This is a genomic window from Sinisalibacter aestuarii (assembly GCF_027923545.1).
GTDB classification, from domain to species: Bacteria; Pseudomonadota; Alphaproteobacteria; order Rhodobacterales; family Rhodobacteraceae; genus Sinisalibacter; species Sinisalibacter aestuarii.
This window is the reverse complement of the sequence record NZ_BROH01000002.1, coordinates 1-24,897: the sequence shown is the minus strand read 5'-3', so window position 1 is coordinate 24,897 and position 24,897 is coordinate 1. Positions and strand designations below refer to the sequence as shown.

General features: G+C 66.6%; 21 protein-coding genes and 2 pseudogenes. 18 read left to right on the top strand and 5 right to left on the bottom strand.

Features of this window, described 5'->3' with window-relative positions:
* Positions 1-101 precede the first annotated feature (101 nt).
* The 13 genes from ftsW (at position 102) to recN (ending at position 14,492) form a co-directional block, all read left to right on the top strand.
* Positions 102-1,274, top strand: coding sequence for a putative lipid II flippase FtsW (gene ftsW, locus QMG28_RS05005; RefSeq protein WP_281841094.1), 1,173 nt, complete (start codon positions 102-104; stop codon positions 1,272-1,274).
* Positions 1,271-2,386 carry a UDP-N-acetylglucosamine--N-acetylmuramyl-(pentapeptide) pyrophosphoryl-undecaprenol N-acetylglucosamine transferase gene (locus QMG28_RS05000; RefSeq protein ID WP_281841093.1) on the top strand — a complete coding sequence of 372 codons (1,116 nt, stop codon included), beginning with the start codon at positions 1,271-1,273 and terminating at the stop codon, positions 2,384-2,386. The genes ftsW and QMG28_RS05000 overlap by 4 nt, the downstream gene beginning before the upstream one ends.
* On the top strand, positions 2,383-3,783 hold the full coding sequence (gene murC, locus QMG28_RS04995; RefSeq protein WP_281841092.1) for a UDP-N-acetylmuramate--L-alanine ligase: 1,401 nt from the start codon (positions 2,383-2,385) through the stop codon (positions 3,781-3,783). The genes QMG28_RS05000 and murC overlap by 4 nt, the downstream gene beginning before the upstream one ends.
* Before the next feature lie 73 nt (positions 3,784-3,856).
* On the top strand, positions 3,857-5,059 hold the full coding sequence (locus tag QMG28_RS04990) for an APC family permease (protein ID WP_281841091.1): 1,203 nt from the start codon (positions 3,857-3,859) through the stop codon (positions 5,057-5,059).
* Positions 5,056-5,310 (top strand): DUF2484 family protein, encoded by a 255-nt coding sequence (locus tag QMG28_RS04985; protein ID WP_281841090.1) that lies wholly within the window; start codon positions 5,056-5,058, stop codon positions 5,308-5,310. Before QMG28_RS04990 ends, QMG28_RS04985 begins: the two co-directional genes overlap by 4 nt.
* Complete coding sequence (locus QMG28_RS04980; RefSeq protein WP_281841089.1) at positions 5,307-5,561, top strand: DUF2484 family protein; 255 nt, start codon at positions 5,307-5,309, stop codon at positions 5,559-5,561. Before QMG28_RS04985 ends, QMG28_RS04980 begins: the two co-directional genes overlap by 4 nt.
* A gap of 45 nt (positions 5,562-5,606) precedes the next feature.
* Positions 5,607-6,536, top strand: a complete 930-nt coding sequence (gene murB, locus QMG28_RS04975) for a UDP-N-acetylmuramate dehydrogenase (RefSeq protein WP_281841088.1) — start codon at positions 5,607-5,609, stop codon at positions 6,534-6,536.
* Positions 6,537-6,608: 72 nt separating this feature from the next.
* Positions 6,609-7,502, top strand: coding sequence for a D-alanine--D-alanine ligase (locus QMG28_RS04970; RefSeq protein ID WP_281841087.1), 894 nt, complete (start codon positions 6,609-6,611; stop codon positions 7,500-7,502).
* Positions 7,490-8,395 (top strand): cell division protein FtsQ/DivIB, encoded by a 906-nt coding sequence (locus QMG28_RS04965; protein ID WP_281841086.1) that lies wholly within the window; start codon positions 7,490-7,492, stop codon positions 8,393-8,395. The genes QMG28_RS04970 and QMG28_RS04965 overlap by 13 nt, the downstream gene beginning before the upstream one ends.
* Before the next feature lie 8 nt (positions 8,396-8,403).
* Entirely contained in the window at positions 8,404-9,738 is a 1,335-nt protein-coding gene (gene ftsA / locus QMG28_RS04960; protein ID WP_281841085.1) for a cell division protein FtsA, read from the top strand.
* A 316-nt stretch (positions 9,739-10,054) separates the two neighbouring features.
* Positions 10,055-11,671, top strand: a complete 1,617-nt coding sequence (gene ftsZ, locus QMG28_RS04955) for a cell division protein FtsZ (RefSeq protein WP_281841084.1) — start codon at positions 10,055-10,057, stop codon at positions 11,669-11,671.
* Between the two features lie 235 nt (positions 11,672-11,906).
* Positions 11,907-12,824, top strand: a complete 918-nt coding sequence (locus QMG28_RS04950; RefSeq protein ID WP_281841445.1) for an outer membrane protein assembly factor BamD — start codon at positions 11,907-11,909, stop codon at positions 12,822-12,824.
* A gap of 12 nt (positions 12,825-12,836) precedes the next feature.
* Entirely contained in the window at positions 12,837-14,492 is a 1,656-nt protein-coding gene (gene recN, locus QMG28_RS04945; protein ID WP_281841083.1) for a DNA repair protein RecN, read from the top strand.
* A 157-nt stretch (positions 14,493-14,649) separates the two neighbouring features.
* Here recN and QMG28_RS04940 read toward each other — a convergent pair whose 3' ends face one another.
* Positions 14,650-16,023 (bottom strand): FAD-binding oxidoreductase, encoded by a 1,374-nt coding sequence (locus tag QMG28_RS04940; protein WP_281841082.1) that lies wholly within the window; start codon positions 16,021-16,023, stop codon positions 14,650-14,652.
* A 78-nt stretch (positions 16,024-16,101) separates the two neighbouring features.
* Between QMG28_RS04940 and QMG28_RS04935 the strand changes: the two genes are divergently transcribed.
* From QMG28_RS04935 to QMG28_RS04925, 3 genes and pseudogenes are all read left to right on the top strand, one after another.
* Positions 16,102-17,790 carry a chloride channel protein gene (locus tag QMG28_RS04935; protein WP_281841081.1) on the top strand — a complete coding sequence of 563 codons (1,689 nt, stop codon included), beginning with the start codon at positions 16,102-16,104 and terminating at the stop codon, positions 17,788-17,790.
* Between the two features lie 143 nt (positions 17,791-17,933).
* Entirely contained in the window at positions 17,934-18,431 is a 498-nt protein-coding gene (locus tag QMG28_RS04930) for a hypothetical protein (RefSeq protein WP_281841080.1), read from the top strand.
* Positions 18,432-18,686: 255 nt separating this feature from the next.
* Positions 18,687-19,390, top strand: a pseudogene (locus QMG28_RS04925) (IS5 family transposase).
* Positions 19,391-19,524: 134 nt separating this feature from the next.
* Here QMG28_RS04925 and QMG28_RS04920 read toward each other — a convergent pair.
* Positions 19,525-20,688 carry an alpha-hydroxy acid oxidase gene (locus tag QMG28_RS04920; RefSeq protein WP_281841079.1) on the bottom strand — a complete coding sequence of 388 codons (1,164 nt, stop codon included), beginning with the start codon at positions 20,686-20,688 and terminating at the stop codon, positions 19,525-19,527.
* A 113-nt stretch (positions 20,689-20,801) separates the two neighbouring features.
* Here QMG28_RS04920 and QMG28_RS04915 point away from each other — a divergent pair, with 113 nt between their 5' ends.
* Complete coding sequence (locus tag QMG28_RS04915; protein ID WP_281841077.1) at positions 20,802-21,578, top strand: ZIP family metal transporter; 777 nt, start codon at positions 20,802-20,804, stop codon at positions 21,576-21,578.
* A 53-nt stretch (positions 21,579-21,631) separates the two neighbouring features.
* Here QMG28_RS04915 and trpA read toward each other — a convergent pair whose 3' ends face one another.
* Entirely contained in the window at positions 21,632-22,423 is a 792-nt protein-coding gene (gene trpA / locus QMG28_RS04910; protein ID WP_281841076.1) for a tryptophan synthase subunit alpha, read from the bottom strand.
* Positions 22,424-22,481: 58 nt separating this feature from the next.
* The gene (locus tag QMG28_RS04905; RefSeq protein WP_281841075.1) at positions 22,482-22,892 is read right to left on the bottom strand and encodes a VOC family protein; all 411 of its coding nucleotides are present in this window, start codon (positions 22,890-22,892) and stop codon (positions 22,482-22,484) included.
* Positions 22,893-23,035: 143 nt separating this feature from the next.
* On the opposite strand from QMG28_RS04905, the gene ychF reads away from it, so the two are divergent.
* Entirely contained in the window at positions 23,036-24,133 is a 1,098-nt protein-coding gene (ychF, locus tag QMG28_RS04900) for a redox-regulated ATPase YchF (RefSeq protein ID WP_281841074.1), read from the top strand.
* A gap of 618 nt (positions 24,134-24,751) precedes the next feature.
* On the opposite strand, the pseudogene QMG28_RS04895 reads toward ychF, so the two are convergent.
* A pseudogene (locus tag QMG28_RS04895) lies at positions 24,752-24,897 on the bottom strand (IS5/IS1182 family transposase); the annotation flags it as partial.

Below are 24,897 nucleotides of genomic sequence, written 5' to 3'. Positions count from 1 at the left end.
CTCTGGCGCTGGGGCGCCTTTGCGGTTATCCTGTTTGGTGACCCGGGAAAAACCCGGGCGTGATTGAGGCAGAGTTACAGGGCAAAGCCCGGGCGGTTCAGATGACCGAGATGGTGTATGGCGCCACCCCGCGGCAGGACGGTGATCCGATCCTGCCCCGCTGGTGGCGCACGATCGACAAATGGTCGGTCTCCGCGATCCTTCTACTATTCGCAATCGGGCTGCTGCTCGGCCTTGCCGCCTCGCCGCCGCTGGCCGAGCGCAACGGGCTGCATCCGTTCTATTACGTCGAGCGCCAGGTGGCCTTCGGCGTCATGGCCTTCGCGGTGATGTTCGCCACCACGATGATGAGCCCGCAGCTCGTGCGCAGGATCGGCGTGGTGGGCTTCTTCTTCGCCTTCGCCGCGCTGATCATGCTGCCGGTGTTCGGCACCGATTTCGGCAAGGGCGCGGTGCGCTGGTATTCGCTCGGCTTCGCCTCGCTGCAACCGTCCGAATTTCTCAAACCCGTCTTCGTCATCACCGTGGCCTGGCTGATCGCCGCGAGCCAGGAGATCGGCGGCCCGCCGGGCAAGACGATGTCGCTGGTGCTGACCACGGTGGTGGTCGGGTTCCTCGCCATGCAGCCCGATTTCGGCCAGTCGGCGCTGGTGCTGTTTGGCTGGGGGGTGATGTATTTCGTCGCCGGGGCGCCCTATGTGCTGATCGTCGGCGCCGCCGGCATCGTGGTGATGGGCGGCATGGTCGCCTATGAGCATTCCGAGCATTTCGCCCGCCGGATCGACGGCTTCCTCTCGACCGAGATCGACCCGACCACCCAGATCGGCTACGCCACCAACGCGATCCGCGAGGGTGGGATTTTCGGCGTTGGCGTGGGTGAGGGGCAGGTGAAATGGTCACTTCCCGATGCCCATACCGATTTCATCATCGCCGTCGCGGCGGAAGAATACGGGTTGTTCCTCGTCATGGTCATCATCGGGCTTTACGCCACGGTGGTGGTGCGCAGCTTCATCCGGCTGATCCAGGAACGCGATCCGTTCATCCGCCTTGCCGGCACCGGGCTGACCGCGATGTTCGGCGTGCAGGCGTTGATCAATATGGGCGTGGCCGTGCGGCTCCTGCCCGCCAAGGGGATGACGCTGCCCTTCGTGAGCTACGGCGGCTCCTCGCTGATCGCCACCGGCTTCGCGGTGGGGATGCTGCTCGCCTTCACCCGCACCCGGCCACAGGGCAAGATTGGCGACGTTCTCGGCCATGGCCGGAGCGGCAGATGAGCCGCCGCGCGCCGCTTCTGGTGATGGCCGCCGGCGGCACCGGCGGGCATATGTTCCCCGCGCAGGCGCTGGCCGAGGCGATGATCCGGCGGGGCTGGCGGGTGAAACTCTCGACCGATGCGCGCGGCGCGCGCTACACCGGCGGCTTTCCGCATGTGGTGGAGGTTGACCGGGTTTCCTCCGCCACCTTCGCGCGCGGCGGTGTGCTGGCACGGCTCGCGGTGCCGTTTCGCATTTTCGGCGGCGTGATCGGCGCGACCTTCGGTTTCCTGCGCGACCGGCCAGATGTGGTGATCGGCTTTGGCGGATACCCCTCGATCCCGGCGCTCGTGGCGGCCACGCTCTTGCGCCTGCCGCGCATGATCCATGAACAGAACGGCGTGCTCGGCCGGGTCAATCGCCGCTTCGCGGGCCGTGTGGGCTACGTGGCTTGTGGCACCTGGCCGACCGCGCCGATGCCTGCGGGTGCGCATCCGGTGCATACCGGCAACCCGGTGCGCGGCGCCATCGCGGACCGGGCGGGCGCGGGCTATATCGCGCCCGGCGATTACCCGATGCAGGTGCTGGTGATCGGCGGCAGCCAGGGCGCGCGCATCCTGTCGGAGACCGTGCCCGCCGCCATCGCCCGGCTGCCCGAGGCGTTGCGCGGGCATGTGACCGTGAGCCAGCAGGCCCGCGACGAAGATGCCGAGGCGGTCGCCGCCGCCTATAATCATCACGGCATCCGCGCCGAAGTGCAGGGCTTTTTCAACGATGTGCCGCGCCGTCTGGCCGATGCGCAACTCGTGATCAGCCGGGCCGGGGCCTCGTCGGTGGCCGATATCAGCGTGGTCGGGCGGCCCTCGATCCTGATCCCGCTGCCTTCCGCGATGGACGATCACCAGACCGCCAATGCGCGCGGGCTGGCCGAGGCGGGCGGGGCGATCCTGATCCCCGAAAGCCGGCTTGACGCCGACATGCTCTCGGAGCACATCGCGCTGGTTCTGAACGATCCGCACGGCGCCGAGCAAATGGCCGCCGCCGCGCTCTCACAGGGCAAACCCGATGCCACCGAGGCGCTCGTCGCGCTGGTGGAAGACCTCGCCGCCAAGACCCGGAAAGACAAGACATGAACGCCGCCGCGACCAAGCTTCCCACCGAAATGGGTCCGATCCACTTTGTCGGCATCGGCGGGATCGGCATGTCGGGGATTGCCGAAGTGCTGCTGAACCACGGCTACCGGGTGCAGGGGTCTGACCTCAAATCGACCGCGATCACCGAGCGGCTGGCGGCGCTGGGGGCCGAGATTTTCATCGGCCAGAAGGCCGAGAACCTCGAAAACGCCGAAGTCGTGGTGATTTCCTCCGCGATCAAGCCGGGCAATCCCGAGCTCGACACCGCCCGCGCCCGTGGCCTGCCGGTGGTGCGCCGCGCCGAGATGCTGGCCGAACTCATGCGGCTCAAATCCAACATCGCCATCGCCGGCACCCATGGCAAAACCACCACCACCACGATGATGGCGGAATTGCTTGAGAAGGGCGGGCTGGACCCGACCGTGGTGAATGGCGGCATCATCCACGCCTATGGCTCCAACGCCCGGATGGGCGAGGGCGAATGGATGGTGGTGGAGGCCGATGAGAGCGACGGCACCTTCAACCGCCTGCCCGCCACCATCGCGGTGGTGACGAATATCGACCCCGAGCACATGGACCATTGGGGCGATTTCGACACGCTGCGCGAGGGGTTTTACGATTTCGTCTCGGGCATTCCGTTCTACGGCATTGCCGTGTGCTGCACCGACCACCCGGAGGTGCAATCGCTGGTGGGCCGGATCACCGACCGGCGCGTCGTCACCTTCGGCTTCAACGCCCAGGCCGATGTGCGCGCGGTCAATCTCAGCTACAAGGCCGGGGTGGCGCATTTCGATATCGAGCTGAACGCCGAAGGCACGAAGATCGAGGGCTGCACCCTGCCGATGCCGGGCGACCATAACGTGTCCAACGCTCTGGCCGCCGTGGCCGTGGCCCGCCACCTTGGCATGAAGCGCGACGAGATCCGCGCGGCTCTGGCCAGCTTCGGCGGCGTCAACCGCCGCTTCACCAAGGTGGGCGAGTGGCAGGGCATTCCGATCATCGACGATTACGGCCACCATCCGGTGGAGATCGCCGCCGTGCTGAAAGCGGCGCGCCAGGCCAGCGACGGGCGGGTCATCGCGGTGCACCAGCCGCATCGCTACACCCGATTGCACAGCCTGTTCGAAGATTTCTGCACCTGTTTCAACGATGCCGACGTGGTGGGCATCGCCGAAGTCTACGCCGCCGGGGAAGAGCCGATTGCCGGCGCGACCCGCGACGATCTGGTGGCGGGCCTCACCGCGCACGGCCATCGCCATGCATTGGCGGTGACCTCGGAGGATGACCTTGTGGCGCTGGTGCGGGCCGAGGCCCGGCCGGGCGATATCGTGGTCTGCCTCGGCGCCGGCACGATCTCGGCCTGGGCGCGCGGGCTGGAAGCGAGGCTCAAAGACTGATCCTTGACCGCGGCGCAGCATATCCCCTTTCGGCAGGCCCGGCCCGCCGCACATGGCGCGAGGGCGGCGGGCCATGAGTGAAACGCTGAAAAAGTCGCTCGGCACGCCGCTCCTCACCCTCTACGGCATCGGCATCATGGTGGGGGCGGGGATCTATGTGCTTGTCGGCCATGCCGCCGGCGCTGCCGGGATCTGGGCGCCGGTGGCCTTTCTCGTCGCCGGGCTGATCGCCGTTCCCTCGGCGCTCTCCTATGCCGCGCTCTCCGCCGCCATCCCCGAAGCGGCGGGCGACAGCGCCTATGTCGAAAAGGGCTTGCGCCAGCACTGGCTCGCCATGCTGGTGGGCTGGATCAACATCGCCGCCGGCGTCGTCGGCGGGGCCGCCGTGCTGCGGGGCGGTGTCGGATATTTGCAGGCGCTCCTTGCCGTGCCGCCGGCCGCGGCGATCATCGGCCTTGGCGTGGCGCTCACGCTGCTTGCGGTTTTTGGCGTGGTCGAAAGCCTGACCTTCGCGGCGCTGCTCACGCTGGTCGAGGTGGCCGGGCTGCTGATGGTCGGCTGGGCCGGGGCGGTGGCCGTGCCCACCGAAGGCTGGAGCGAGGCGCTCGCCAGCGGCCCGCCGCCGCTCGCGCTTGCCGGGCTGGTGGCGGCGACGGTCTTTGCCTTCTTTGCCTTTCTCGGCTTCGACGATCTGGTGAACATGGCCGAGGAAGCGCGCGATCCGGTGCGCTCGATGCCGCGCGCGATCCTCGTGGCGCTTCTGGTCACCGCGCTGCTCTACGCCCTCGTCACGCTCGCCGCCCTGCGCGCGGTGCCGGTCGAGGCGCTGGGCGCCTCCGAGCGCCCGCTCGCGCTGGTCTGGGAGACGACGGGCCGTTCATCGCTGTTTCTCTCCGCCATCGCTGTTGCCGCGGCGCTGAACGGGGTGCTGGCGCAGATCGTCATGGCGGCGCGCGTGTTGTTCGGGCTGGGCCGCCGGGCGCCTTCGCTCACGATCTTCCACCGCGCCCATCCGCGCTTCGGCACGCCGGTGCTGGCCACGCTGCTGGCCGGGGCCGCCACCATCGCCGCCGCGCTGGCGCTGCCGGTTTCGACGCTGGCCGAATACACCACCCTGGCGCTGCTGGCCGTGTTCATCATCGTCAACGCCGCGTTGATCGGCCTTCACCGCCAGCGCCGCGCGCTGCCCTTTGCGGTGCCCGCCTATATGCCCTGGCTCGGCATTGCCGGGGCCGGAGCACTGCTTGTCGCCCATATCGCGGAGACCTTGCCATGACCCCCTCTCTCATCGCCGCTGCGTTCTGGGTGCTGCTCGGCGCCGTCACCGCCTTTTTCCCGATCCGGTATCAGGCCATTCCCGGCTCGGTCCTGCTGCTGACGGCGGTGCCGCTGATGATCTGGGTCGGCTATCAGAACGGCTGGATCTGGACGGCGCTGGCGCTATTCGCCTTCCTGTCGATGTTCCGCCGTCCGCTCCTCTACCTGATCGCCAAGGCGCGCGGCCAGAACCCGGAGCGCCCGACATGACCCCGTCGCTGATCGCCGCCGCGCTCTGGGCGCTCGTCGCGAACCTGATCGCGCTCGCACCGTCGCGGCGCGGGCACTGGCCTGCCGCCTGGGTGCTGATCGTCACGGGTATTCCCATCGTCGGCTGGGTGACATTCGAGAGCGGTCCGATCATCGGCCTGGTGGTGCTGGCGGCGGGCGCCTCGATGCTGCGCTGGCCGGCGATCTACCTGTGGCGCTGGCTGAAACGCATGGTCCGCCGCTATGGCTGACGCCTTGCCCTTGCCCCGCCGCGCGTCAGAAGCTACCCAAGCGGCATGACGCTCGAACTCCCCCCCGTGCGCGGCACGCTCACCGAAAACCGCCCGCTCTCCGATCTCACCTGGATGCGGGTCGGCGGCCCGGCGGATGCGCTCTTCCTGCCCGCCGACGAAGACGACCTGGCCGAGTTCCTCGCGGCGCTCGACCCGTCGGTGCCGGTGTTTCCGATGGGGGTGGGGTCCAACCTGATCGTGCGCGATGGCGGTATTCGCGGCGTGGTGATCCGGCTCGGGCGCGGCTTCAACGGTATCGAGATCGACGGCACCACGGTGCGCGCCGGGGCGGCGGCGCTGGATGCGCATGTCGCACGCCGTGCGGCGGAGGCGGGGGTTGACCTCACCTTCCTGCGCACGATCCCGGGCGCCGTGGGCGGCGCGGTGAAGATGAATGCGGGCTGCTACGGCACCTATACGGCGGATGTGTTCCGTTCGGCCACGGCGGTGACGCGGGCCGGCGACCGGGTGGTGCTCAGCGCCGACGATCTGGCCTTTCAATACCGTCAATCGGCGCTGCCGGAGGGCTGGGTGCTGACCTCGGCCACCTTCGAGGGCATTGTGGGCGAGCCGGAGGAGCTGGCGGCGCGGATGGCGGCCCAGCTTGCCAGGCGCGATGAGACCCAGCCGTCGAAAGACCGCACGGCAGGCTCCACCTTCCGCAATCCGGCCGGGTTTTCCTCGACCGGGCGGGCGGATGACGTGCACGACCTGAAAGCATGGAAGCTGATCGACGATGCCGGCCTGCGGGGCGCCACGCTCGGCGGCGCGCAGATGAACCCCAAACACGCGAATTTCCTCACCAATGCCGGTGGTGCGAGCGCCGCGGAGCTTGAAAACCTTGGCGAGCAGGTGCGAAAAACTGTTTACGATCAGACCGGCATCACGCTAGAATGGGAAATCATGCGCGTGGGCGAACCTGCGCCGGAATAACGAGCAATAATCGGCCATTATCAAGGCCGGGTAACGAGGCAGACAGTGGGCAAGTCGAGCAGGCAAGCCCTCATGGTTGCGGTACTTATGGGTGGACCTTCCGCTGAGCGGGAGGTGTCGCTTTCAACAGGGCGCGAATGCGCCGCCGCACTCCGCGATGAGGGATATACGGTGGTCGAGGTCGATGCAGGCCCCGACCTCTGTGCGCGTCTCGAACAGATCAAGCCCGATGTCGCCTTCAACGCACTGCATGGCCGCTGGGGCGAAGATGGCTGCGTGCAGGGCATCCTCGAATGGCTGCGCATTCCCTACACCCATTCCGGCGTGCTCGCCTCGGCGCTCGCGATGGACAAGGAGCGCGCCAAGGCCGCCTTCCGCACCGCCGGGCTGCCGGTCGCCAAGAGCGGCCTCTGGCCCGCCGAGACGATCCAGCGCCGCCATGTGATGGAGCCGCCCTATGTGGTGAAGCCCTATAACGAGGGCTCGTCGGTCGGCGTCTATATCGTTGCCGAAGGGGCGAATACGCCGCCGAAACTGGCCGAGGGCAGCCCCGATGTGATGATGGTCGAGGAATATGTGCCGGGCCGCGAGCTGACCACCACCGTGGTGGGCGACCGGGCGCTGGGCGTGACCGAGATCATCACCGATGGCTGGTATGACTACCACGCCAAATATGCCGAGGGCGGTTCGCGCCACGTGGTGCCCGCCGAAATCCCTCAGGAAATCACGCTTTATTGCCTCGACTATGCGCTGACGGCCCATGACGTGCTGGGCTGCCGGGGCGTCAGCCGGACCGATTTCCGCTGGGACGAGACCCGTGGCCTTGACGGGCTGATCGTGATCGAGACCAACACCCAGCCGGGGATGACGCCCACTTCGCTCGCGCCCGAACAGGCGGCGGCGGCGGGGATGACCTTCGGCCAGCTCTGCGCCTGGATGGTGGAGGATGCTTCATGCAACCGCTGACGCCCTCGCGCTCCGAGATCGCCGCCCATAAACGGTCGAAAACGCCGCGCCGCGATCCGGCGCCGTCGCGTCTGACCTACAAGGTGCAGCGGATGTGGCTCACGCCGCTCTACCGGTCGCTGATGCGGGTGGGGCTGCCGGCCTTCCTGATCCTCACCGTCGCCGGCTGGTATCTCGCCAATCCGGCCAATCGCTATGCCATCGCCGGGAAGGTCGAAGAGGTGCGCCGCTCGATCGAGACGCGGCCCGAATTCATGGTCAAGCTGATGGCCGTCGAGGGGGCGACCCCGGTGGTCGATACCGCGATCCGCGAATTGGTGCCGGTGGATTTTCCGGTCTCGTCCTTCGATCTCGATCTCGACGTGATCCAGAGCCAGATCGCCGCGCTCGACGTGATCGAGAAGGTGGATGTGCGCATCCGCCCCGGCGGCGTGCTGGAACTCGCGGTGCAGGAACGCCAGCCGGCGCTGGTCTGGCGCGCGCCCGGCTCGATCGAGCTGATCGACGCCACCGGCCACCGCGTCGCCACCGTCACCGACCGCTCGGCGCGCGCCGATCTGCCGCTGGTCGCTGGGGCGGGGGCCGATGCGAACGTGCCCGAGGCGATGGCGCTCATCGCCGCCGCCGCGCCGCTGGCCGATAGGCTGCGCGGCCTGGTGCGGGTGAGCGAGCGGCGCTGGGACATCTGGCTGTCCGAGGCCAGGGTGATCCGCCTTCCCGAACAGAACCCGGTCGCGGCGCTGGAACAGGTGCTCGCGCTCGATCAGGCGCAGGACCTTCTCGCCCGCAACGTGACCGTTATCGACATGCGCAACCCGCAGCGCCCGACCCTCCGCCTTGCCCCGCAGGCGGTGGAGGAGCTGCGCCAAATCAGAAGCCTTTCACTGGAGTGAGCCCGCCGATGACCGAGCTTTATCAACAGCAACGTGCCATGCGCGCCATGCGGTCCGCCGCCATGCAGCGGGGGGTGATCGCCATCCTCGATATCGGCACCTCGAAGATCGGCTGCCTTGTGCTGCGGTTCGACGGGCCGGAGCAGTTTCAGGGCGGCGAGGGCGTCGGCTCGCTGGCGGGGCAATCGGCCTTCCGCGTGATCGGTGCCGCCACCACCCGTTCGCGCGGCGTGAAATTCGGCGAGATCGACGCGATGCAGGAGACGGAACGCGCGATCCGCACCGCCGTTCAGGCCGCGCAGAAGATGGCGAATACGCGCGTCGACCATGTGATCGCCACCTTTTCCGGCGCCAATCCGCGCAGTTACGGGCTTGCCGGCACGGTCGAGCTGCACGGCGACGCGGTGCGCGAAGACGATATCGCCCGCGTGCTCGCCTCGTGCGAATTGCCGCCGATCGGGGAAGGGCGCGAGGTGCTTCACGCCCAGCCGATCAATTTCGCGCTCGACCACCGCACCGGCATGGCCGACCCGCGCGGTCAGATCGGCAACCGGCTCTCGGTGGATATGCATGTGCTGACGGTCGATTCGAACGTGGTGCGCAACGCGCTCTATTGCATCAAGCGCTGCGATCTCGAAGTGGCGGGCATGGCCAGTTCGGCCTATGCGGCCGGGATTTCATCGCTGGTCGAGGACGAGCAGGAGCTGGGCGCGGCCTGCATCGACATGGGCGGCGGCTCGACCGGCATTTCCATCTTCATGAAAAAACACATGATTTTTGCCGATTCGGTGCGTCTCGGCGGCGATCACGTCACCTCCGACATTTCCAAGGGCCTGCAGGTGCCCTGGGCGACGGCGGAGCGGATCAAGACCTTCTATGGCGGCGTTTACGCCACCGGCATGGACGACCGCGAGCAGATCGAGATCGGCGGCGAGAGCGGCGACTGGGAGAAGGACCGGCGCACGGTGAGCCGGTCGGAGCTGATCGGGATCATGCGCCCGCGGGTCGAGGAAATCCTCGAAGAGGTGCGCGACCGGCTGGATGCCGCCGGATTCTCGCATCTTCCGAGCCAACAGATTGTGCTCACCGGCGGGGCGAGCCAGATTCCGGGTCTGGATGGGCTGGCGCCAAAGATTCTCGGCCAGCAGGTGCGCATCGGCCGCCCGCTGCGGGTGCAGGGGCTGCCGCAGGCGGCCACCGGCGCGGCCTTTGCAAGCGCCGTGGGGCTGTGCCTCTTCGCCGCCCATCCGCAGGACGAGTGGTGGGATTTCGACATTCCGACCGACAGCTACCCCGCGCGCAGCCTGCGCTGGGCGATGAAATGGTTTAAAGACAACTGGTAGTCCGCCGCTGGCGGCGGGCGGGCCAGGCGACCGGGGCAGGCAGGCTGCGCCCGACTCGGTCTCGCACCCGAACGACCCCCAATATCTGGCGTCCCCGGCAAAATACCGCTGAAATGCGTTGGAAATGCTCCATATTTGGGGTGTTTCCCTTGTTTTTTGCGTGACGTCTCGGCAAAACGCCGCTACCTTTGCCCTAGCTGCAAACCCGCCCGTGAGTGGCGGGGCAGGACAGGTATAGACGTAAAAACAGTGCCATAAACGGACGCGCCCGATTCACTAGCGCAGGGTGCGGCATCAAAGGACAGGCGGAACGATCATGACATTGAACCTCACCATGCCCGGTCAGGACGATTTGAAACCTCGCATCACCGTGTTCGGCGTCGGTGGGGCCGGCGGCAACGCGGTCAACAACATGATCGACAAGGCGCTGGATGGCGTCGATTTCGTCGTGGCCAACACCGATGCGCAGGCGCTGCAGCAATCGAAGGCGGCCAGCCGCATCCAGATGGGCATCAAGGTAACCGAAGGGCTCGGCGCCGGGGCGCGCGCCACCGTGGGCGCGGCGGCGGCCGAGGAAAGCATTGAGCAGATCGTCGACCACCTGGCCGGCGCGCATATGTGCTTCATCACCGCCGGCATGGGCGGCGGCACCGGCACCGGGGCCGCGCCGATCATCGCCCAGGCCGCGCGCGAGCTTGGCGTGCTGACCGTGGGCGTCGTCACCAAGCCGTTCCAGTTCGAGGGCGGCAAGCGGATGCGCCAGGCCGAGGAGGGCGTGGAAGCCCTGCAAAAGATGGTCGATACGCTGATCATCATCCCCAACCAGAACCTGTTCCGCCTCGCCAATGAAAAGACCACCTTCACCGAAGCCTTCTCGATGGCCGATGACGTGCTCTATCAGGGCGTGAAGGGTGTGACCGATCTGATGGTGCGCCCGGGCCTCATCAACCTCGACTTCGCCGACGTGCGCGCGGTGATGGACGAAATGGGCAAGGCGATGATGGGCACCGGCGAGGGCGAGGGCGAAGACCGCGCCGTGCAGGCCGCCGAAAAGGCGATCGCCAACCCGCTGCTCGACGAGATCTCGCTCAAAGGCGCAAAAGGCGTGCTGATCAACATCACCGGCGGTTACGACCTGACCCTGTTCGAACTGGACGAGGCCGCCAACCGCATCCGCGAGGAAGTGGACCCGGACGCCAACATCATCGTCGGCTCGACCCTCGACACCGATATGGAAGGCATGATGCGCGTGTCCGTCGTGGCGACCGGGATCGACGCGACCGAGGTGCTGCAGGATATCCCGGTGCCGCGCCGCCGCATGGCCGAGCCGCTGCACGCGCCGCATGAGGTGGAAGAAAAGCTTGAGGCCGAGGCGCCCGCCGCCATCGCCGCCGCGGCTGCGATCGAAACCGGGCATCATTACGACGAAGGCCCGCAGGCGTCGTTCTTCGATGAAGAGATCGACGCCACCGCCGCCGCCGCCGAGGAGCAGGCGGAAGATATCTTCCCGGCCGACGAGGCGGGGCGCGACCTGCCGCCGCCGGCCTATCAGCCGCGTCAGGAAGCCCCGGTGCAGCAACCCGCGCCGCGCGCTCCGGCCGAAGCGCCCGTCGCCACCTTCGTTGCCCCGAAAGCGCCCGCGCCGGGCACGCCCTCGCCGGAAGCCGTGGCGCGTCTGCGCAACGCCGTGGGCCGCCAGCAGGGCCAGGAGCACACCGCCGAGGCGCATCACGCCCAGCCGGGCGGCGACAACAAGCCGCGCTTCGGGATCAATTCGCTGATCAACCGGATGACCGGCCATGCCGAAGCCGCGCCCGCACCGGCGCCGCGCCAGCAGCCGCCGGTGCAGGCGCGCGGCTATGAAGAGCCGCAACCCGACCCGGAGCAGGAGCGGGTGGAAATCCCGGCCTTCCTGCGCCGCCAGGCAAACTGACGAAATCTGACACCGCATCGAGGGGCCGGCTATATGCCGGCCCTTTTTTCGTTTCAGGTCAGATGGATATGCCATGATCTTACAGCAGTTGCCGGGCTGCCCACCCGGCGCAAAATCCGCCCCGAAACCATTTTGCCTGCCAGTTTTATGTGCTAGGGATGGGCAAAGCTCGATCCCGCACCGGAAGGTGCCGGGGGCATTAACGGATATGGGGTAGGCGCGGACCATGCACGACATGCGGCGCGACAGGGCACAGCATAACGGTCACACCGGGCGAAAACGGCTCGTCAGCACGGTTGCCGTGCTGGTTCTGGCCACCAGCCTCTCGGCTTGTTCGACGGGTGGCGGCGGCGGCGGCGGCGGCTGGTTTTCCAATCTCTTCGCGGCCAACACCGCGGAGAAGAAGCCGATCGAGGAATACACCGCCGAGGAGATCTACAAGCGCGGCGAATACGACCTTGAGAACGGCGATTACGAGGAAGCCGCCCGCTGGTTCGGCGAGGTCGAGCGCCTCTATCCCTATTCGAACTGGGCCAAGCGCGCCCTGATCATGCAGGCCTATACGCTGCACAAGGACAAGGAATTCGAAGAAGCCCGCGCCGCCGCGCAGCGCTTCCTCGATTTCTACCCGGGCGACGACGATGCCGCCTATGCCCAGTTCCTGCTGGCGCTGAGCTATTACGACCAGATCGACGATATCGGCCGCGACCAGGGCCAGACCTTCCGCGCGCTGCAGGCGCTGCGCGATGTGATCGAGAAATATCCCGACACCGAATATGCCCGCTCGGCGATCCTGAAATTCGATCTCGCCTTCGACCATCTCGGCGGCAAGGAGATGGAGATCGGCCGCTACTACCTCAAGCGGAAGCACTACGCCGCGGCGATCAACCGGTTCCGCGTGGTGGTGGAGCAATTCCAGACCACCTCGCACACCCCCGAGGCGCTGCACCGGCTGGTGGAAAGCTATCTGTCGCTCGGCCTGACCGACGAGGCGCAGGCGGCGGGGGCGATCCTTGGCCACAACTTCCAGTCCACCGAGTGGTATGACGACAGCTACGCGCTGCTCACCGCCCATGGGCTGAAACCCGAGGCGAAGGGCGACAACTGGCTTTCGGCGCTCTACCGGCAGCTCGTCAAGGGGGAATGGCTCTAGGCCGGGCCCCCGATGCTGCTGAGCCTCGACATTCGCGACATGCTGATCATCGACCGGCTGGACCTCAGTTTCCAGCCGGGCCTGAACGTGCTCACCGGCGAGACCGGGGCCGGCAAGTCGATCCTGCTCGATTCGCTCGGCTTCGTGCTGGGCTGGCGCGGGCGGGCCGAGCTTGTGCGCCAGGGCGCCGAGGAGGGTGAGGTGACGGCGGTGTTTGCCCTCGGTGCCGATCATCCGGCCCGCGCGGTGCTTGCCGAGGCCGGGTTTGGCGACGCGGACGAGCTGATTCTGCGCCGGGTGAACCGGACCGGCGGCGCCAAGACCGCCTGGGTCAACGACCGGCGCGCCTCGGGCGAGCTGCTGCGCGCGCTGTCCGATACGCTGGTGGAACTGCATGGCCAGCAGGATGACCGGGGGCTTCTGAACCCGCGTATTCACCGCGATCTGCTTGACACCTTCGGCGGGCATGAGGCCGAGCTCGCGGCGGTGCGGGCCAGCTGGAGCGCGCTCCGGGCGGCGGAGACGGCGCTGGCCGAGGCCGAAGCGCGGCTGGAAGCAGCGCGGGCCGAAGAGGATTTTCTGCGCCATGCGGGCGACGAACTGGCGAAGCTGGCGCCGGAGCCGGGCGAGGATGCCGCGCTCGATGCGCGCCGCCGGCTGATGCAAGCCGGGCAGCGGATCGGTGAGGACGTGCAGAAAGCCGCCCAGGCGCTGGGGCCGGGCGAGGGGGCCGAGGGCCGGATGGGCGATGCGCTGCGCTGGCTCGACGGCGTGGCCGACAAGGCCGGCGATGCGCTGGAAGCCCCGATCGAGGCGCTTGGCCGGGCGCTGGCCGAGCTGGGCGAGGCGGCGCAGGGGGTGGAGACGGCGCTGGAGGCGCTGGCCTTCGACCCCGGCGAGCTGGAACGGGTGGAAGAACGGCTGTTCGCGATCCGTGCGGCGGCGCGCAAGCATGGCGTGGCGCCGGACGATCTGGGCGGGTTTGCCGAGGATATCGCCGCGAAACTGGCGGCGCTCGATGCCGGGGCCGACGATCTGGCCGCGCTCGCCAGGGCGCGGGCTGCGGCGGCCGGCGCCTATGACGCGGCGGCGGCGGCGCTGTCGGCCGTGCGCATCACCTCGGCCGCGGCGCTCGACGCGGCGATGGGCACCGAGCTTGCGCCGCTCAAGATGGAACGCGCGGTGTTCACCACCGAGCTGGCGGAGGCCGAGCCGGGCCCTGCGGGGCGCGATGCGGTGACCTTCACCGTCGCCACCAATCCCGGCGCGCCTTCGGGGCCGCTCAACAAGATCGCTTCGGGTGGTGAGCTCAGCCGCTTTCTGCTGGCGCTCAAGGTCTGCCTGACCCGCGATGCCCATGGGCTGACGATGATCTTCGACGAGATCGACCGCGGGGTCGGCGGGGCCACGGCGGATGCGGTGGGGCGGCGGCTGAAAACGCTGGCCGATGAGGGCGGGCAGGTGCTCGTTGTCACCCATAGCCCGCAGGTGGCGGCGCTCGGGGCGCATCACTGGCAGGTGGCGAAATCGGTGGTGGATGGCGCGACCCTCACACGGGTGACGCCGCTTGGCGAGGCGGCGCGGGTGGATGAGCTGGCGCGGATGATCTCGGGCGAGAACATCACCGACGAAGCCCGCGCCGCGGCGGAAGCGCTGCTGCGCGGCTAGAGGCGGCCCGCGCGCGCGGGCCGGTTACCGCCGCGCACGCGGCGGCTGCCTCCGGCGGGAGTATTTTCGCCAAGAAAAAGCAGATGTTCGAAAAGTGAAATCTACAAGTGTAGAGGCGCGAGGAACTCTGAAAAAAGGCGGGAAAAGTGAAACTCGGCTAGTTCTGCCGCACCAGCTTGCCGGGGTTGAGAATGCCCGCCGGATCGAGCGTGCGCTTGATCTCGCCCATCACCGCCCAGGCCTCGCCATGCTCGGCCTCCATATAGCCGAGCTTGCCAAGCCCGATGCCGTGTTCGCCGGTGATGGTGCCGCCCATCCGCAGCGCCCGCTCGGCCATCCGCGAGGCCAGCCGCCTGGCCTCGGCGAGATCGGCCTCGTTGCCCGCTTCGACGAGCAGGATGGCGTGAAAATTCCCGTCGCCCACATGGCCGAGGATCGGGCCGGGGATATGCGAAGCGGCGATGTCGGCGCGGGTTTCCTCCACCGCCTCGGCGAGCCGCGAGATCGGCACGCAGACATCGGTCACCACCGCCGTCGCGCCCGGTTTCAGCCCGAGGCAGGCCCAATAGGCATGGTGGCGCGCGGTCCAGAGCGCGGTGCGGTCTTCGGTGCGGGTGGCGGTGCGCACATCGCTCGCGCCGACTTCCGCCGCCAGTTCGCCGAACCGCGCGGCGTCTTCCGCCGCTGAGGCGTCGGAGCCATGAAATTCGACGAACAGATGCGGCTGCTCGGGCAGGTCGGTGCCGGAATAGGCATTTACCGCGCGCACCGTGTCGGCATCGACGAATTCCATCCGCGCCATCGGAATGCCCATCTGGATCACCGCCACCACCGTTTCCACCGCGTCCGACATCGCCCCGAAGGCGCAGACCCCGGCCGAGACCGCTTCAGGCTGGCCGCGCAGCTTGACGGTCAGCTCGGTGATGATCCCCAGCGTGCCTTCGGAGCCGAGGAACAGCCCGGTCAGGTCATACCCCGCCGCGCTTTTCTTCGCCCCGCTGCCGGTGCGGATCACCCGCCCGTCCGCGAGCACGACCTCAAGCGCCAGGATATTCTCGCGGATCGTGCCGTAGCGCAGGGCGGTGGTGCCCGAGGCACGGGTGGCGGCCATGCCGCCGAGCGAGGCATTGGCGCCGGGATCGACCGAGAAGAACAGCCCGGTATCGCGCAGCTCGCGGTTCAGCTCCTCGCGGGTGAGGCCGGGTTGAACCACCGCTTCCATATCGCCCTGATGGATGGCCAGCACCTTGTTCATACGGGCAAAATCCAGCGTTACCCCGCCGGCGACGGCGCTGGTCTGCCCCTCCAGCGAGGTGCCGGCGCCGAACGCCACCACCGGGCAGCCATGGGCGGTGCAGATGGCGAGAATGCGCGCCACCTCTTCGGTGCTCTCGGGGTAGGCGACCGCATCGGGCGGCGCGGGCGCATACCAGGTTTCGCTCGCGCCGTGGGCATCGAGATCGGACTTGGACCGGCTCAGCCGATCGCCTAGAAATGCCGAAAGCTCGGAAATTGCGGTGTCGATGGTCATCCCATCCTCTTCGTCGTGCAATCCGGGTCAATCTAGGCCAGCCCCACGGCCGATGCAAAGCCCGAGGCCCATGCGCCGATGCAGAAAAGGTTCAAACTTTACCTAACGGAACAGCTGACCGGCGTGCGCGACGAGGCGGTGCTGGCCTGGCATGTGCTGCGCGACAAGGGGCCGGGGCATGTGCAGTTCTGGTTCATCGCGCTGCTGATCGGCATCGGCGCAGGCTTTGCCGCGCTCGGCTTCCGGCTCGGGATCGAGACGCTGCAGTCCACCTTCTACAACACCGACAACGTGGCGCTCCTGCATTCGCATGCCCGCACTCTGCCGTGGTACTGGCTTTTGCTGATCCCGGTGATCGGCGGGCTGGTGGTGGGCGTGGTGCTGAACTGGTTCACCCCCGACGGGCGGGTGCGCGCGGTGGCCGATGTGATCGAGGGCGCGGCGCTGCATGACGGCCGGGTCGAGAAGCGGGCCGGGCTCGCCTCGGCGCTGGCCTCGCTCATTACCCTTTCCACCGGCGGCTCGTCGGGGCGGGAAGGGCCGGTGGTGCACCTTGCGGCGGTGATCTCGTCCTGGGTGTCGGCGCGGATCAATGCCAACGGCATCACCGCGCGCGATCTGATGGGCTGCGCCGTGGCGGCGGCGGTTTCGGCGAGCTTCAACGCGCCCATTGCCGGCACGCTCTTTGCCCTCGAAGTGGTGCTGCGCCATTTCGCGGTGCGCGCTTTTGCTCCCATCGCCATCGCGGCGGTTGCGGGCACGGTGATCAACCGGCTGGAATTCGGCGATGTCACCGAATTTACTCTGCCCGAGGCAGGAGGCGTGGCCTTCTATGTCGAGCTGCCCGCCTTTCTGATCCTCGGGCTCGTATCCGGGCTGGTGGCGGGGGCGCTGATGCGCGGGATCTTTTTTGCCGAGGATATCGCCAGCGAGCTGCAGCGCCGCAGCCGTCTGCCCCGGGTGCTGCGCCCGGCCGTGGCGGGGCTGCTGCTGGGGATGCTGGCGATCTTCTTTCCGCATATCATCGGCGTGGGCTACGAGACGACCTCGGCCGCGCTCACCGGCGAACTTCTGTTGCGCGAGGCCATCGTTTTCGCCGCGCTCAAGGTGGTGGCGGTGTCGATCACCATGGCGGGGCGGATGGGCGGTGGGGTGTTCTCGCCCTCGCTGATGATCGGCGCGCTCACCGGCCTGGCCTTCGGCATCGTCGCCACCGCGATCCTGCCCGATGTGTCGGGCTCGCAAACGCTCTATGCGCTGGCCGGGATGGGGGCCGTGGCGGCGGCGGTGCTGGGCGCGCCGATCTCGACCACGATGATCGTGTTCGAGCTGACCGGCGACTGGCAGACCGGGATCGCGGTGATGGCATCGGTCTCGCTTTCCTCGGCGCTCGCCTCACGGCTGGTGAAGCGCAGCTTCTTCCTCACCCAGCTCGAACGGCGCGGCATCCATCTGGCCGCCGGGCCGCAAGCCTATCTGCTCTCCACCGTCCGGGTCGCCAGCACCATGCGCAGGCTGGGCACGGAGGGGGCTGCATCGGAAGAAAGCTGCTGGCCGCTGATCGAGGACGGCATCTATCTCGACGGCAATGCCACGCTGGACGCGGCGATGGCGATCTTCGAGCAGCAGCCGGTGAGCTTTATCCCGGTGGTGACGATTGCGGGCGAGGGTGAGCCGCCGGAACTCTGGGGCGCGCTGCATCAGGTCGATGCGCTGAAAGCCTTCAATCGCGCCTTGTCGGAAACCGCCGCCGAAGAGCATTCGTGACGCCGCTTCCGCGGGCAAACCGCCCCCGAGACGCCGCGCAAACGCGCAACAGCCGGCACGCCGCCCCCGCGTGCCGCCCGATTTGATTTTGTATCGCACCGTCCCGTTGCTAGCCTGACAGCACGCGAGAAGGAGGGACGCCGATGCAGAACGCCTTTGTTGCCGCCGCCGACGAGTTCGTGGGCGAGGGGATGCGCAAGAGTGGGATCGCGCTCACCGAAACCCTGCGCCATTACATCGCCATCACGCTGGCGCGCTTCATGCGCGACAATCCACGGCTCGACCGGCTGACGATCCGCACCGTCGCGGCGTTTGAGGCCCGCGCGCCCGACAGCGCCCTGCGCCAACTCGGTGACGAATGCCTGATTGCCACCTCGCTGTTCGAGGCGCGGCTGCGGCGGGCGGGCGGTTCGCTTCGGCACTATATGGGGCTTGGGCAGACGGCCTATGACGCGGCGGCGATGACCGAGCAGGCGTTTTGCTTCCCGCATATGCGCGATGTGATCGTCTCGGCGACCGGGACCGCGCCGCGCCCGCTGAGCGCGCTTGTCGATGCGGCGCGTGGCGGCAGCACGCTGGCCCGCGCCGAGCTGGAGCGCGGGAATGTGGTACCATTCCCGGCGCGGCGTTGGATCGGATAGGGCCATTGTTGGCCGGGATGGCTGGGTAGCACTTCGTTGACGGATGAACGGAAGATTAACGGGATGTTGGGTGTAACCTGTTGATTTTGCTTTTGGAGTGGTCGACTCTAGAACTCTAGAACTCTAGAACTCTAGAACTCTAGAACTCTAGAACTCTAGAACTCTAGAACTCTAGGGCCAATCGACATTCAGGATTCACATTTGGTGGTTTTGTGTGATTCATGGGGAGCCAGATGAGCAGTCTGGGACGATCACATGACCAAGCGATATGAACTGACCACGCCACAATGGCGCGAGATTGAACCGCTTTTGCCCGGCAAGGTTGGCGACCCTGGTCTGAGCGGAACGGACAACCGATTGTTTGCGAACGGAGTATTGTGGGTTATGCGGTCGACTGCGCAGTGGCACGATCTGCCGGATCGTTATGGCAAGCGGAAAACTGTACGCAAACGCCTCACTCGCTGGGCGGAAGCGGGCGTATGAGAGCGGGTATTTGAGCACCTGATCGAAGACCCCGACAACAGCTATATCTCGCTCGACAGCAGTCTCGTGCGTGCGCACCAGCAGGCGGCGACGGGCAAAGAGGTCAAAAGGGGGGGATCAGCCTCTGGGGTGTTCCCGAAGCGGTCTCACGACCAAAATCCACCTTGCAACGGATGCCCGTGGCCGACCCTTGCGTGTGCTCCTGACACCGGGGCAACGCGCCGATTGCGCAGGACCTTCTGAAGGGGCTGTCTCCTTTGCCTGTTCTGGCAGGCAAGGCGTATGATTCCAATGCCTTGCCTGCCTTAATCGCGGAGATGAAGGCTGAACCGGTGATCCCTTGCAACTCCACCCGCAAGCGTTGGATCCCTGACGACTTCGAAGCGTGCAAAATCCGCAACATGATCGAGAGATGTTTCAACAAGCACAAACACTTCCGCCGCATCGCAACATGCTTCGACCGCCGCGTCGTATGATTCCTGAGCGTCCTCCACCTCGCATCCGCAATGCTATGGATGCGGCCAATGTCGATTCAGCCTAGGGCTCAGGTGTTTCGGAGGCCGGGGCCCCCGCCACATGTCGCTTTCGCTCCTTCCGGCGCGCGGAGCGTTCAGGCCCAGTCGCCGGAAAACCCGCGCGGAACGCGCAGGATGTCGCGGGTCACATCGGCGATATTGCGGTGGCCGGTGAAGGCCATCGACTTGTCGAGCTCGGTGTGGATCACTTCGAGCGCCCGGGTCACCCCCGCCTCGCCCATCGCGCCGAGGCCATAGATATAGGCCCGGCCGATCCACGCGCCCTTTGCCCCCAGGGCCACGGCTTTCAGTACGTCCTGCCCGGAGCGGATGCCGCTGTCGATATGCACTTCCACCTTGTCGCCCACCGCCTGCAGGATCGGCTCCAGCGCGCGGATCGACGAGATCGCGCCGTCGAGCTGCCGCCCGCCATGGTTGGAGACGACGATGGCATCGGCCCCGATCTTCGCCGCCATCAGCGCATCTTCGGGTTCCATGATCCCTTTCAGGATCAGCTTGCCGCCCCACATGTCGCGGATCGCTTCGACCTTGGCCCAGTCGAGGCGCGGATCGAACTGCTCGGCGGTCCAGGCCATGAGGTTGGACGGATCGCTCACCCCCTGCACATGGCCAACGATATTGCCGAACTGGCGGCGCTTCGTGCCCAGCATGCCCAGCCCCCAGCGCCACTTGGTCGACAGGTTGATCATATTGGCCAGCGTCGGCTTCGGCGGGGCCGAGAGGCCGTTCTTGATGTCTTTATGGCGCTGGCCGAGCATCTGCAGATCGAGCGTGACGACGAGGGCCGAGACCTTCGCATCCTTCGCCCGCTGGATGATGCGCGCGAGGAAGTCCTGATCGCGCATCACGTAGAGCTGGAACCAGAACGGTTTGGTGGTGTTCTCGGCCACATCCTCGATCGAGCAGATCGACATGGTGGTGAGCGTGAAGGGCACGCCGAACTTTTCCGCCGCGCGGGCGGCGAGGATCTCGCCATCGGCATGCTGCATCCCCGTCAGCCCCACCGGCGCGAGCGCCACCGGCATCGCCGCCGTCTCGCCGATCAGCGTGGTTTCGGTGCTGCGGTCCGACATGTCGACCGCCACCCGCTGACGCAGGCGGATCTGCGAAAAATCGTTGGTGTTCTCGCGGAAGGTCTGTTCGGTCCAGCTTCCCGTCTCGCAATAATCGTAGAACATTTTCGGCACCCTGCGGCGGTAGATGCGGTGCAGATCGGCGATATTGGTGATGACGGGCATGGGCGCCTCCCTCTCTCAGCCGGTTTTGCCAATCCATGCAGACGGGCGCAAGTGATGGCTTGCGGCTCCACGGGCTTTGCTCGAAGGTGCGGCGAACAGTCGAAAGGCCAGATATGTCACCGATCCTGATGGGCAGCCTCGGCGGGCTCGTCGCCGCGCTCGCGACCGCCGCCGGCGCCTTGCCGGCGATGTTCGGCAAGAAGATGAGCCAGAAATGGACCGACACGACGCTGGGCTTCGCCGCCGGCGTGATGCTCTCGGCCGCCTATTTCTCGCTGATCCTGCCGGGCATCGCGGTGGCGGAAGAGATCTACGGTTCGGTCGTGGGCGCCGCCGCGGTGGCGGGGATCGGCATTGCGCTTGGCGCGCTCTTTGTCTGGTCGCTCGACAAGGTGCTGCCGCATGAGCATTTCAAGACCGGCCGCGAGGGTGCCGATCCCGGCCATATGGCGCGGATCTGGCTATTCGTCATCGCGATCACGATCCACAATTTCCCCGAGGGCCTGTCGATCGGGGTGGCCTTCGGCGGCGGTGACTCGACCAACGGGTTCTCGGTGATGACCGGCATTTCGCTGCAAGACATTCCCGAGGGCCTCGCCGTGGCGGTCTCGCTGATCGGGCTTGGCTATTCGCGGCTCAGGGCCTTCCTGGTGACGGCGGCAACCGGTCTGGTCGAGGCGGTGGGCGGCTTCATCGGCGCCGGCGCGGTGACGGTTTCCAACCAGCTTCTGCCCTGGGGCCTCACCTTCGCGGCGGGCGCGATGCTCTATATCATCTCCCACGAGATCGTGCCGGAAACCCACCGCAACGGCCATCAGGACCGGGCGACAACCGGGCTGATCTTCGGGCTTGTGCTGATGATGTTCCTCGACGTGGTGCTTGCCGCCTGACCCGGTTTATTTGAAACAAACCGGGCCGAAGTCTTAGAAAGGCTTCGGCTGCGTCACGCCCGGTGCGCGCCGTCGGCGAGGCCCTTGACGAAGGCCAGCACCTCGGCCGGGCTGTCGCCCTTGCTGATCCGCTCGACGATGGCCGAGCCGACAACCGCGCCATCGGCCACCGAGGCGATGGCTTCGGCGGCGTCGGGCGTCTTGATCCCGAAGCCGACGATGACCGGCAGATCGGTCTTTGCCTTGATCCGCGTCACTTCCGGGGCCACATCGCCCGCCTGCGCTTCCGCCGCGCCGGTGATGCCGGTGATCGAGACATAGTAGACAAAGCCCGAGGTGTTGGTGAGCACCTTCGGCAAACGCTTGTCATCGGTCGTCGGGGTGGCGAGGCGGATGAAATTGAGCCCGGCCTTCTGCGCCGGGATGCACAACTCGTCATCCTCCTCCGGCGGCAGATCGACCACGATCAGCCCGTCCACACCCGCGGCCTGCGCATCGGCCAGAAAGCGCGCCACGCCGCGGTTATAGATTGGGTTGTAATACCCCATCATCACGATCGGTGTCGTGTCGTCGGACTTGCGGAACTCGGCGGCCATGTCGAGCGTTTTCTGCAGGGTCTGGCCCGCCTCCAGCGCGCGCTGCCCGGCGAGCTGGATCGTCGGCCCGTCCGCCATCGGGTCGGTGAAGGGAATGCCGAGCTCGATCACGTCGACCCCGGCGGCGGGCAGCCCCTTCAGCACCTCCATCGACGTGGCGTAATCCGGATCGCCCGCCATGATATAGGCGACGAAGGCTTTCTTGCCGTCTGCCTTCAGGGCGGCGAATTTTGCGTCGATGCGAGTCATGCTGATCCCTCCGTCGGTCCCGCAGGGTTTGCCCCGGGCCGGACGGAAAATCAATGGCTCAGGGCTGGGCACTTTCGGTCATCACCATCCAGCGGATACCGTGGCGGTCGGTGAAGGCGGAATACAGCGAGGTCCAGAATTCCGGCGCGAGCGGCTGGCGGATATCGCCGCCCTCCGAAAGTGCCTGATAGACCCGCCGGGTCTCGGCGTCGTTGGGGAGCGAGACGGAAAGGTTGCATCCGGCCATGGCCGGGGTGGAGCCGGACGGATCGTCGCTGCCGAAAATCCAGTCGTCGCCCAGCCTGAGCGCCGCATGCATCACCGTATCGGCCGGCATCTCCGGTACGCCCTCGCCCGGCGGCATGTCGGCGGCCGACATGATATCCGGCGTCGCGCCGAAAACCTCGCCATAATGCGTGAACGCCTCGCGGCAATTGCCGCTGAAGAACAGATAGATCGCGGTCTGCATGATCTGTGCCTTTCAACCTGGTGAAGCGGAACGTGCCGGACCCGATGCGCGCCCATGGCCCGAACGCCAAGCATAGCACGGCGGGCGTTGCGGGCGGAGGCATTTCCGCCTAGAAGGCGCCGAACCAACGCAAGGAGAGCGAGATGGGCTTCAAGGTCGGGATCGTGGGGCTGCCCAATGTGGGCAAGTCCACCCTGTTCAACGCGCTGACCAAGACGGCCGCCGCGCAGGCCGCCAACTTCCCGTTCTGCACCATCGAGCCGAATGTGGGCGAGGTGGCGATGCCCGATCCGCGCCTCGACAAGCTGGCGGAGATCGCCGGGTCGAAAGAGATCATCCCGACGCGGATGACCTTCGTCGACATCGCCGGTCTGGTGAAGGGCGCCTCGAAGGGCGAGGGGCTCGGCAACCAGTTCCTCGCCAATATCCGCGAGGTCGATGCCATCGCCCATGTGCTGCGCTGCTTCGACGATGGCGACGTGACCCATGTGGAAGGCCGGGTGGACCCGGTGGCCGATGCCGAGACGATCGAGACGGAGCTGATGATCGCCGACATGGAGTCGATCGAGAAGCGGCTGCAAAATCTGGTGCGCAAGGTGCGCGGCGGAGACAAGGAGGCGATCCAGCAGGAACGGCTGCTGAAGGCCGCGCTGGCCGCGCTGGAGGCCGGCAAGCCCGCCCGCACCGTCGAGATCGCCGAGGATGACAAGAAAGCCTGGAAAGCGCTGCAATTGCTGACCACCAAGAAGGTGCTCTATGTCTGCAATGTCGGTGAGGACGAGGCGGCGACGGGCAATGAGCACTCCGCCAGGGTCGAGGCGCTGGCGGCGGAACAGGGTGCCGGCGCGGTCGTGATCTCGGCCCGGATCGAGGAAGAGATCAGCCAGCTTTCCGACGAGGAGCAGCAGATGTTCCTCGAAGAACTCGGGCTGCACGAGGCGGGCCTCGACCGGCTGATCAAGGCGGGCTACAAGCTCCTGCATCTCGAAACCTTCTTCACCGTCGGCCCGAAAGAGGCCCGCGCCTGGACCATCCGCGAAGGCACGCTGGCCCCGCAGGCGGCCGGCGTGATTCACGGCGATTTCGAAAAAGGTTTCATCCGCGCCGAGACCATCGCCTTTGACGACTACATCGCCTGCGGCGGCGAGACCGGGGCGAAGGAAGCGGGCAAGATGCGGGCCGAGGGCAAGGGCTACATGGTGCAGGACGGCGATGTGATGCATTTCCTGCACTCGAACTGATCCCGGCGGCCTCTGCTCCCGGCGGCGCAAGTCCCGCCGATTTCCCTCTTGTTTTCCGCCGCCCGTGCCAATAGACACGCCGGCGGAGACGTGGCCGAGTGGTCGAAGGCGCTCCCCTGCTAAGGACATGCGGGGTGACAAAGCACTCGAAACAAACAACTGGTTTCCTGAAAACAAGGGTCCCTACGGGGGCCTTTGGTGTTTGTAGGTCTACAAAACTGTGCTGCGATGACCGAGCAGGCGTTTTGCTTCCCGCATATGCGCGATGTGATCGTCTCGGCGACCGGGACCGCGCCGCGCCCGCTGAGCGCGCTTGTGGATGCGGCGCGTGGCGGCAGCACGCTCGCCCGCGCCGAGCGGGGCGTGAAAATGTGGTGCCCTTCCCGGCGCGGCGCTGGATCGGTTAGGGTGGCTGTTGGCCGGGATGGCTGGGTAACACTTCGTTGACGGATGAACGGAAGATTAACGGGATGTTGGGTGTAACCTGTTGATTTTGCTTTGGGAGTGGTCGACTCTAGAACTCTAGAACTCTAGAACTCTAGAACTCTAGAACTCTAGAACTCTAGAACTCTAGAACTCTAGAACTCTAGAACTCTAGAACTCTAGAACTCTAGAACTCTAGGCCGTAGACTCATTTGCCCGTATTGCGATGCGGATGGCGGCCAGAGTGACGCCGGCCATGAAGGTCTCGGCGTGTTTGTCGTAGCGGGTGGCCAGGCCCCTGTATTGCTTCAGTTTGTTGAAGAACCTCTCGATGATGTTGC

Excerpts from the sequence above, each read along its gene's own strand:
- QMG28_RS05000 (WP_281841093.1), top strand. The coding sequence starts at position 1,271 with ATGAGCCGCCGCGCGCCGCTTCTGGTGATGGCCGCCGGCGGCACCGGC.
- QMG28_RS04990 (WP_281841091.1), top strand. The coding sequence starts at position 3,857 with ATGAGTGAAACGCTGAAAAAGTCGCTCGGCACGCCGCTCCTCACCCTC.
- QMG28_RS04940 (WP_281841082.1), bottom strand. The coding sequence starts at position 16,023 with ATGACCATCGACACCGCAATTTCCGAGCTTTCGGCATTTCTAGGCGAT.
- recN (WP_281841083.1), top strand. The coding sequence starts at position 12,837 with ATGCTGCTGAGCCTCGACATTCGCGACATGCTGATCATCGACCGGCTG.
- QMG28_RS04905 (WP_281841075.1), bottom strand. The coding sequence starts at position 22,892 with ATGCAGACCGCGATCTATCTGTTCTTCAGCGGCAATTGCCGCGAGGCG.
- ftsA (WP_281841085.1), top strand. The coding sequence starts at position 8,404 with ATGACCGAGCTTTATCAACAGCAACGTGCCATGCGCGCCATGCGGTCC.
- ftsW (WP_281841094.1), top strand. The coding sequence starts at position 102 with ATGACCGAGATGGTGTATGGCGCCACCCCGCGGCAGGACGGTGATCCG.
- ftsZ (WP_281841084.1), top strand. The coding sequence starts at position 10,055 with ATGACATTGAACCTCACCATGCCCGGTCAGGACGATTTGAAACCTCGC.
- QMG28_RS04930 (WP_281841080.1), top strand. The coding sequence starts at position 17,934 with ATGCAGAACGCCTTTGTTGCCGCCGCCGACGAGTTCGTGGGCGAGGGG.
- ychF (WP_281841074.1), top strand. The coding sequence starts at position 23,036 with ATGGGCTTCAAGGTCGGGATCGTGGGGCTGCCCAATGTGGGCAAGTCC.
- QMG28_RS04980 (WP_281841089.1), top strand. The coding sequence starts at position 5,307 with ATGACCCCGTCGCTGATCGCCGCCGCGCTCTGGGCGCTCGTCGCGAAC.
- QMG28_RS04920 (WP_281841079.1), bottom strand. The coding sequence starts at position 20,688 with ATGCCCGTCATCACCAATATCGCCGATCTGCACCGCATCTACCGCCGC.
- QMG28_RS04950 (WP_281841445.1), top strand. The coding sequence starts at position 11,907 with ATGCGGCGCGACAGGGCACAGCATAACGGTCACACCGGGCGAAAACGG.
- trpA (WP_281841076.1), bottom strand. The coding sequence starts at position 22,423 with ATGACTCGCATCGACGCAAAATTCGCCGCCCTGAAGGCAGACGGCAAG.
- QMG28_RS04985 (WP_281841090.1), top strand. The coding sequence starts at position 5,056 with ATGACCCCCTCTCTCATCGCCGCTGCGTTCTGGGTGCTGCTCGGCGCC.
- murB (WP_281841088.1), top strand. The coding sequence starts at position 5,607 with ATGACGCTCGAACTCCCCCCCGTGCGCGGCACGCTCACCGAAAACCGC.
- QMG28_RS04965 (WP_281841086.1), top strand. The coding sequence starts at position 7,490 with ATGCAACCGCTGACGCCCTCGCGCTCCGAGATCGCCGCCCATAAACGG.
- QMG28_RS04935 (WP_281841081.1), top strand. The coding sequence starts at position 16,102 with ATGCAGAAAAGGTTCAAACTTTACCTAACGGAACAGCTGACCGGCGTG.
- QMG28_RS04915 (WP_281841077.1), top strand. The coding sequence starts at position 20,802 with ATGTCACCGATCCTGATGGGCAGCCTCGGCGGGCTCGTCGCCGCGCTC.
- murC (WP_281841092.1), top strand. The coding sequence starts at position 2,383 with ATGAACGCCGCCGCGACCAAGCTTCCCACCGAAATGGGTCCGATCCAC.
- QMG28_RS04970 (WP_281841087.1), top strand. The coding sequence starts at position 6,609 with ATGGTTGCGGTACTTATGGGTGGACCTTCCGCTGAGCGGGAGGTGTCG.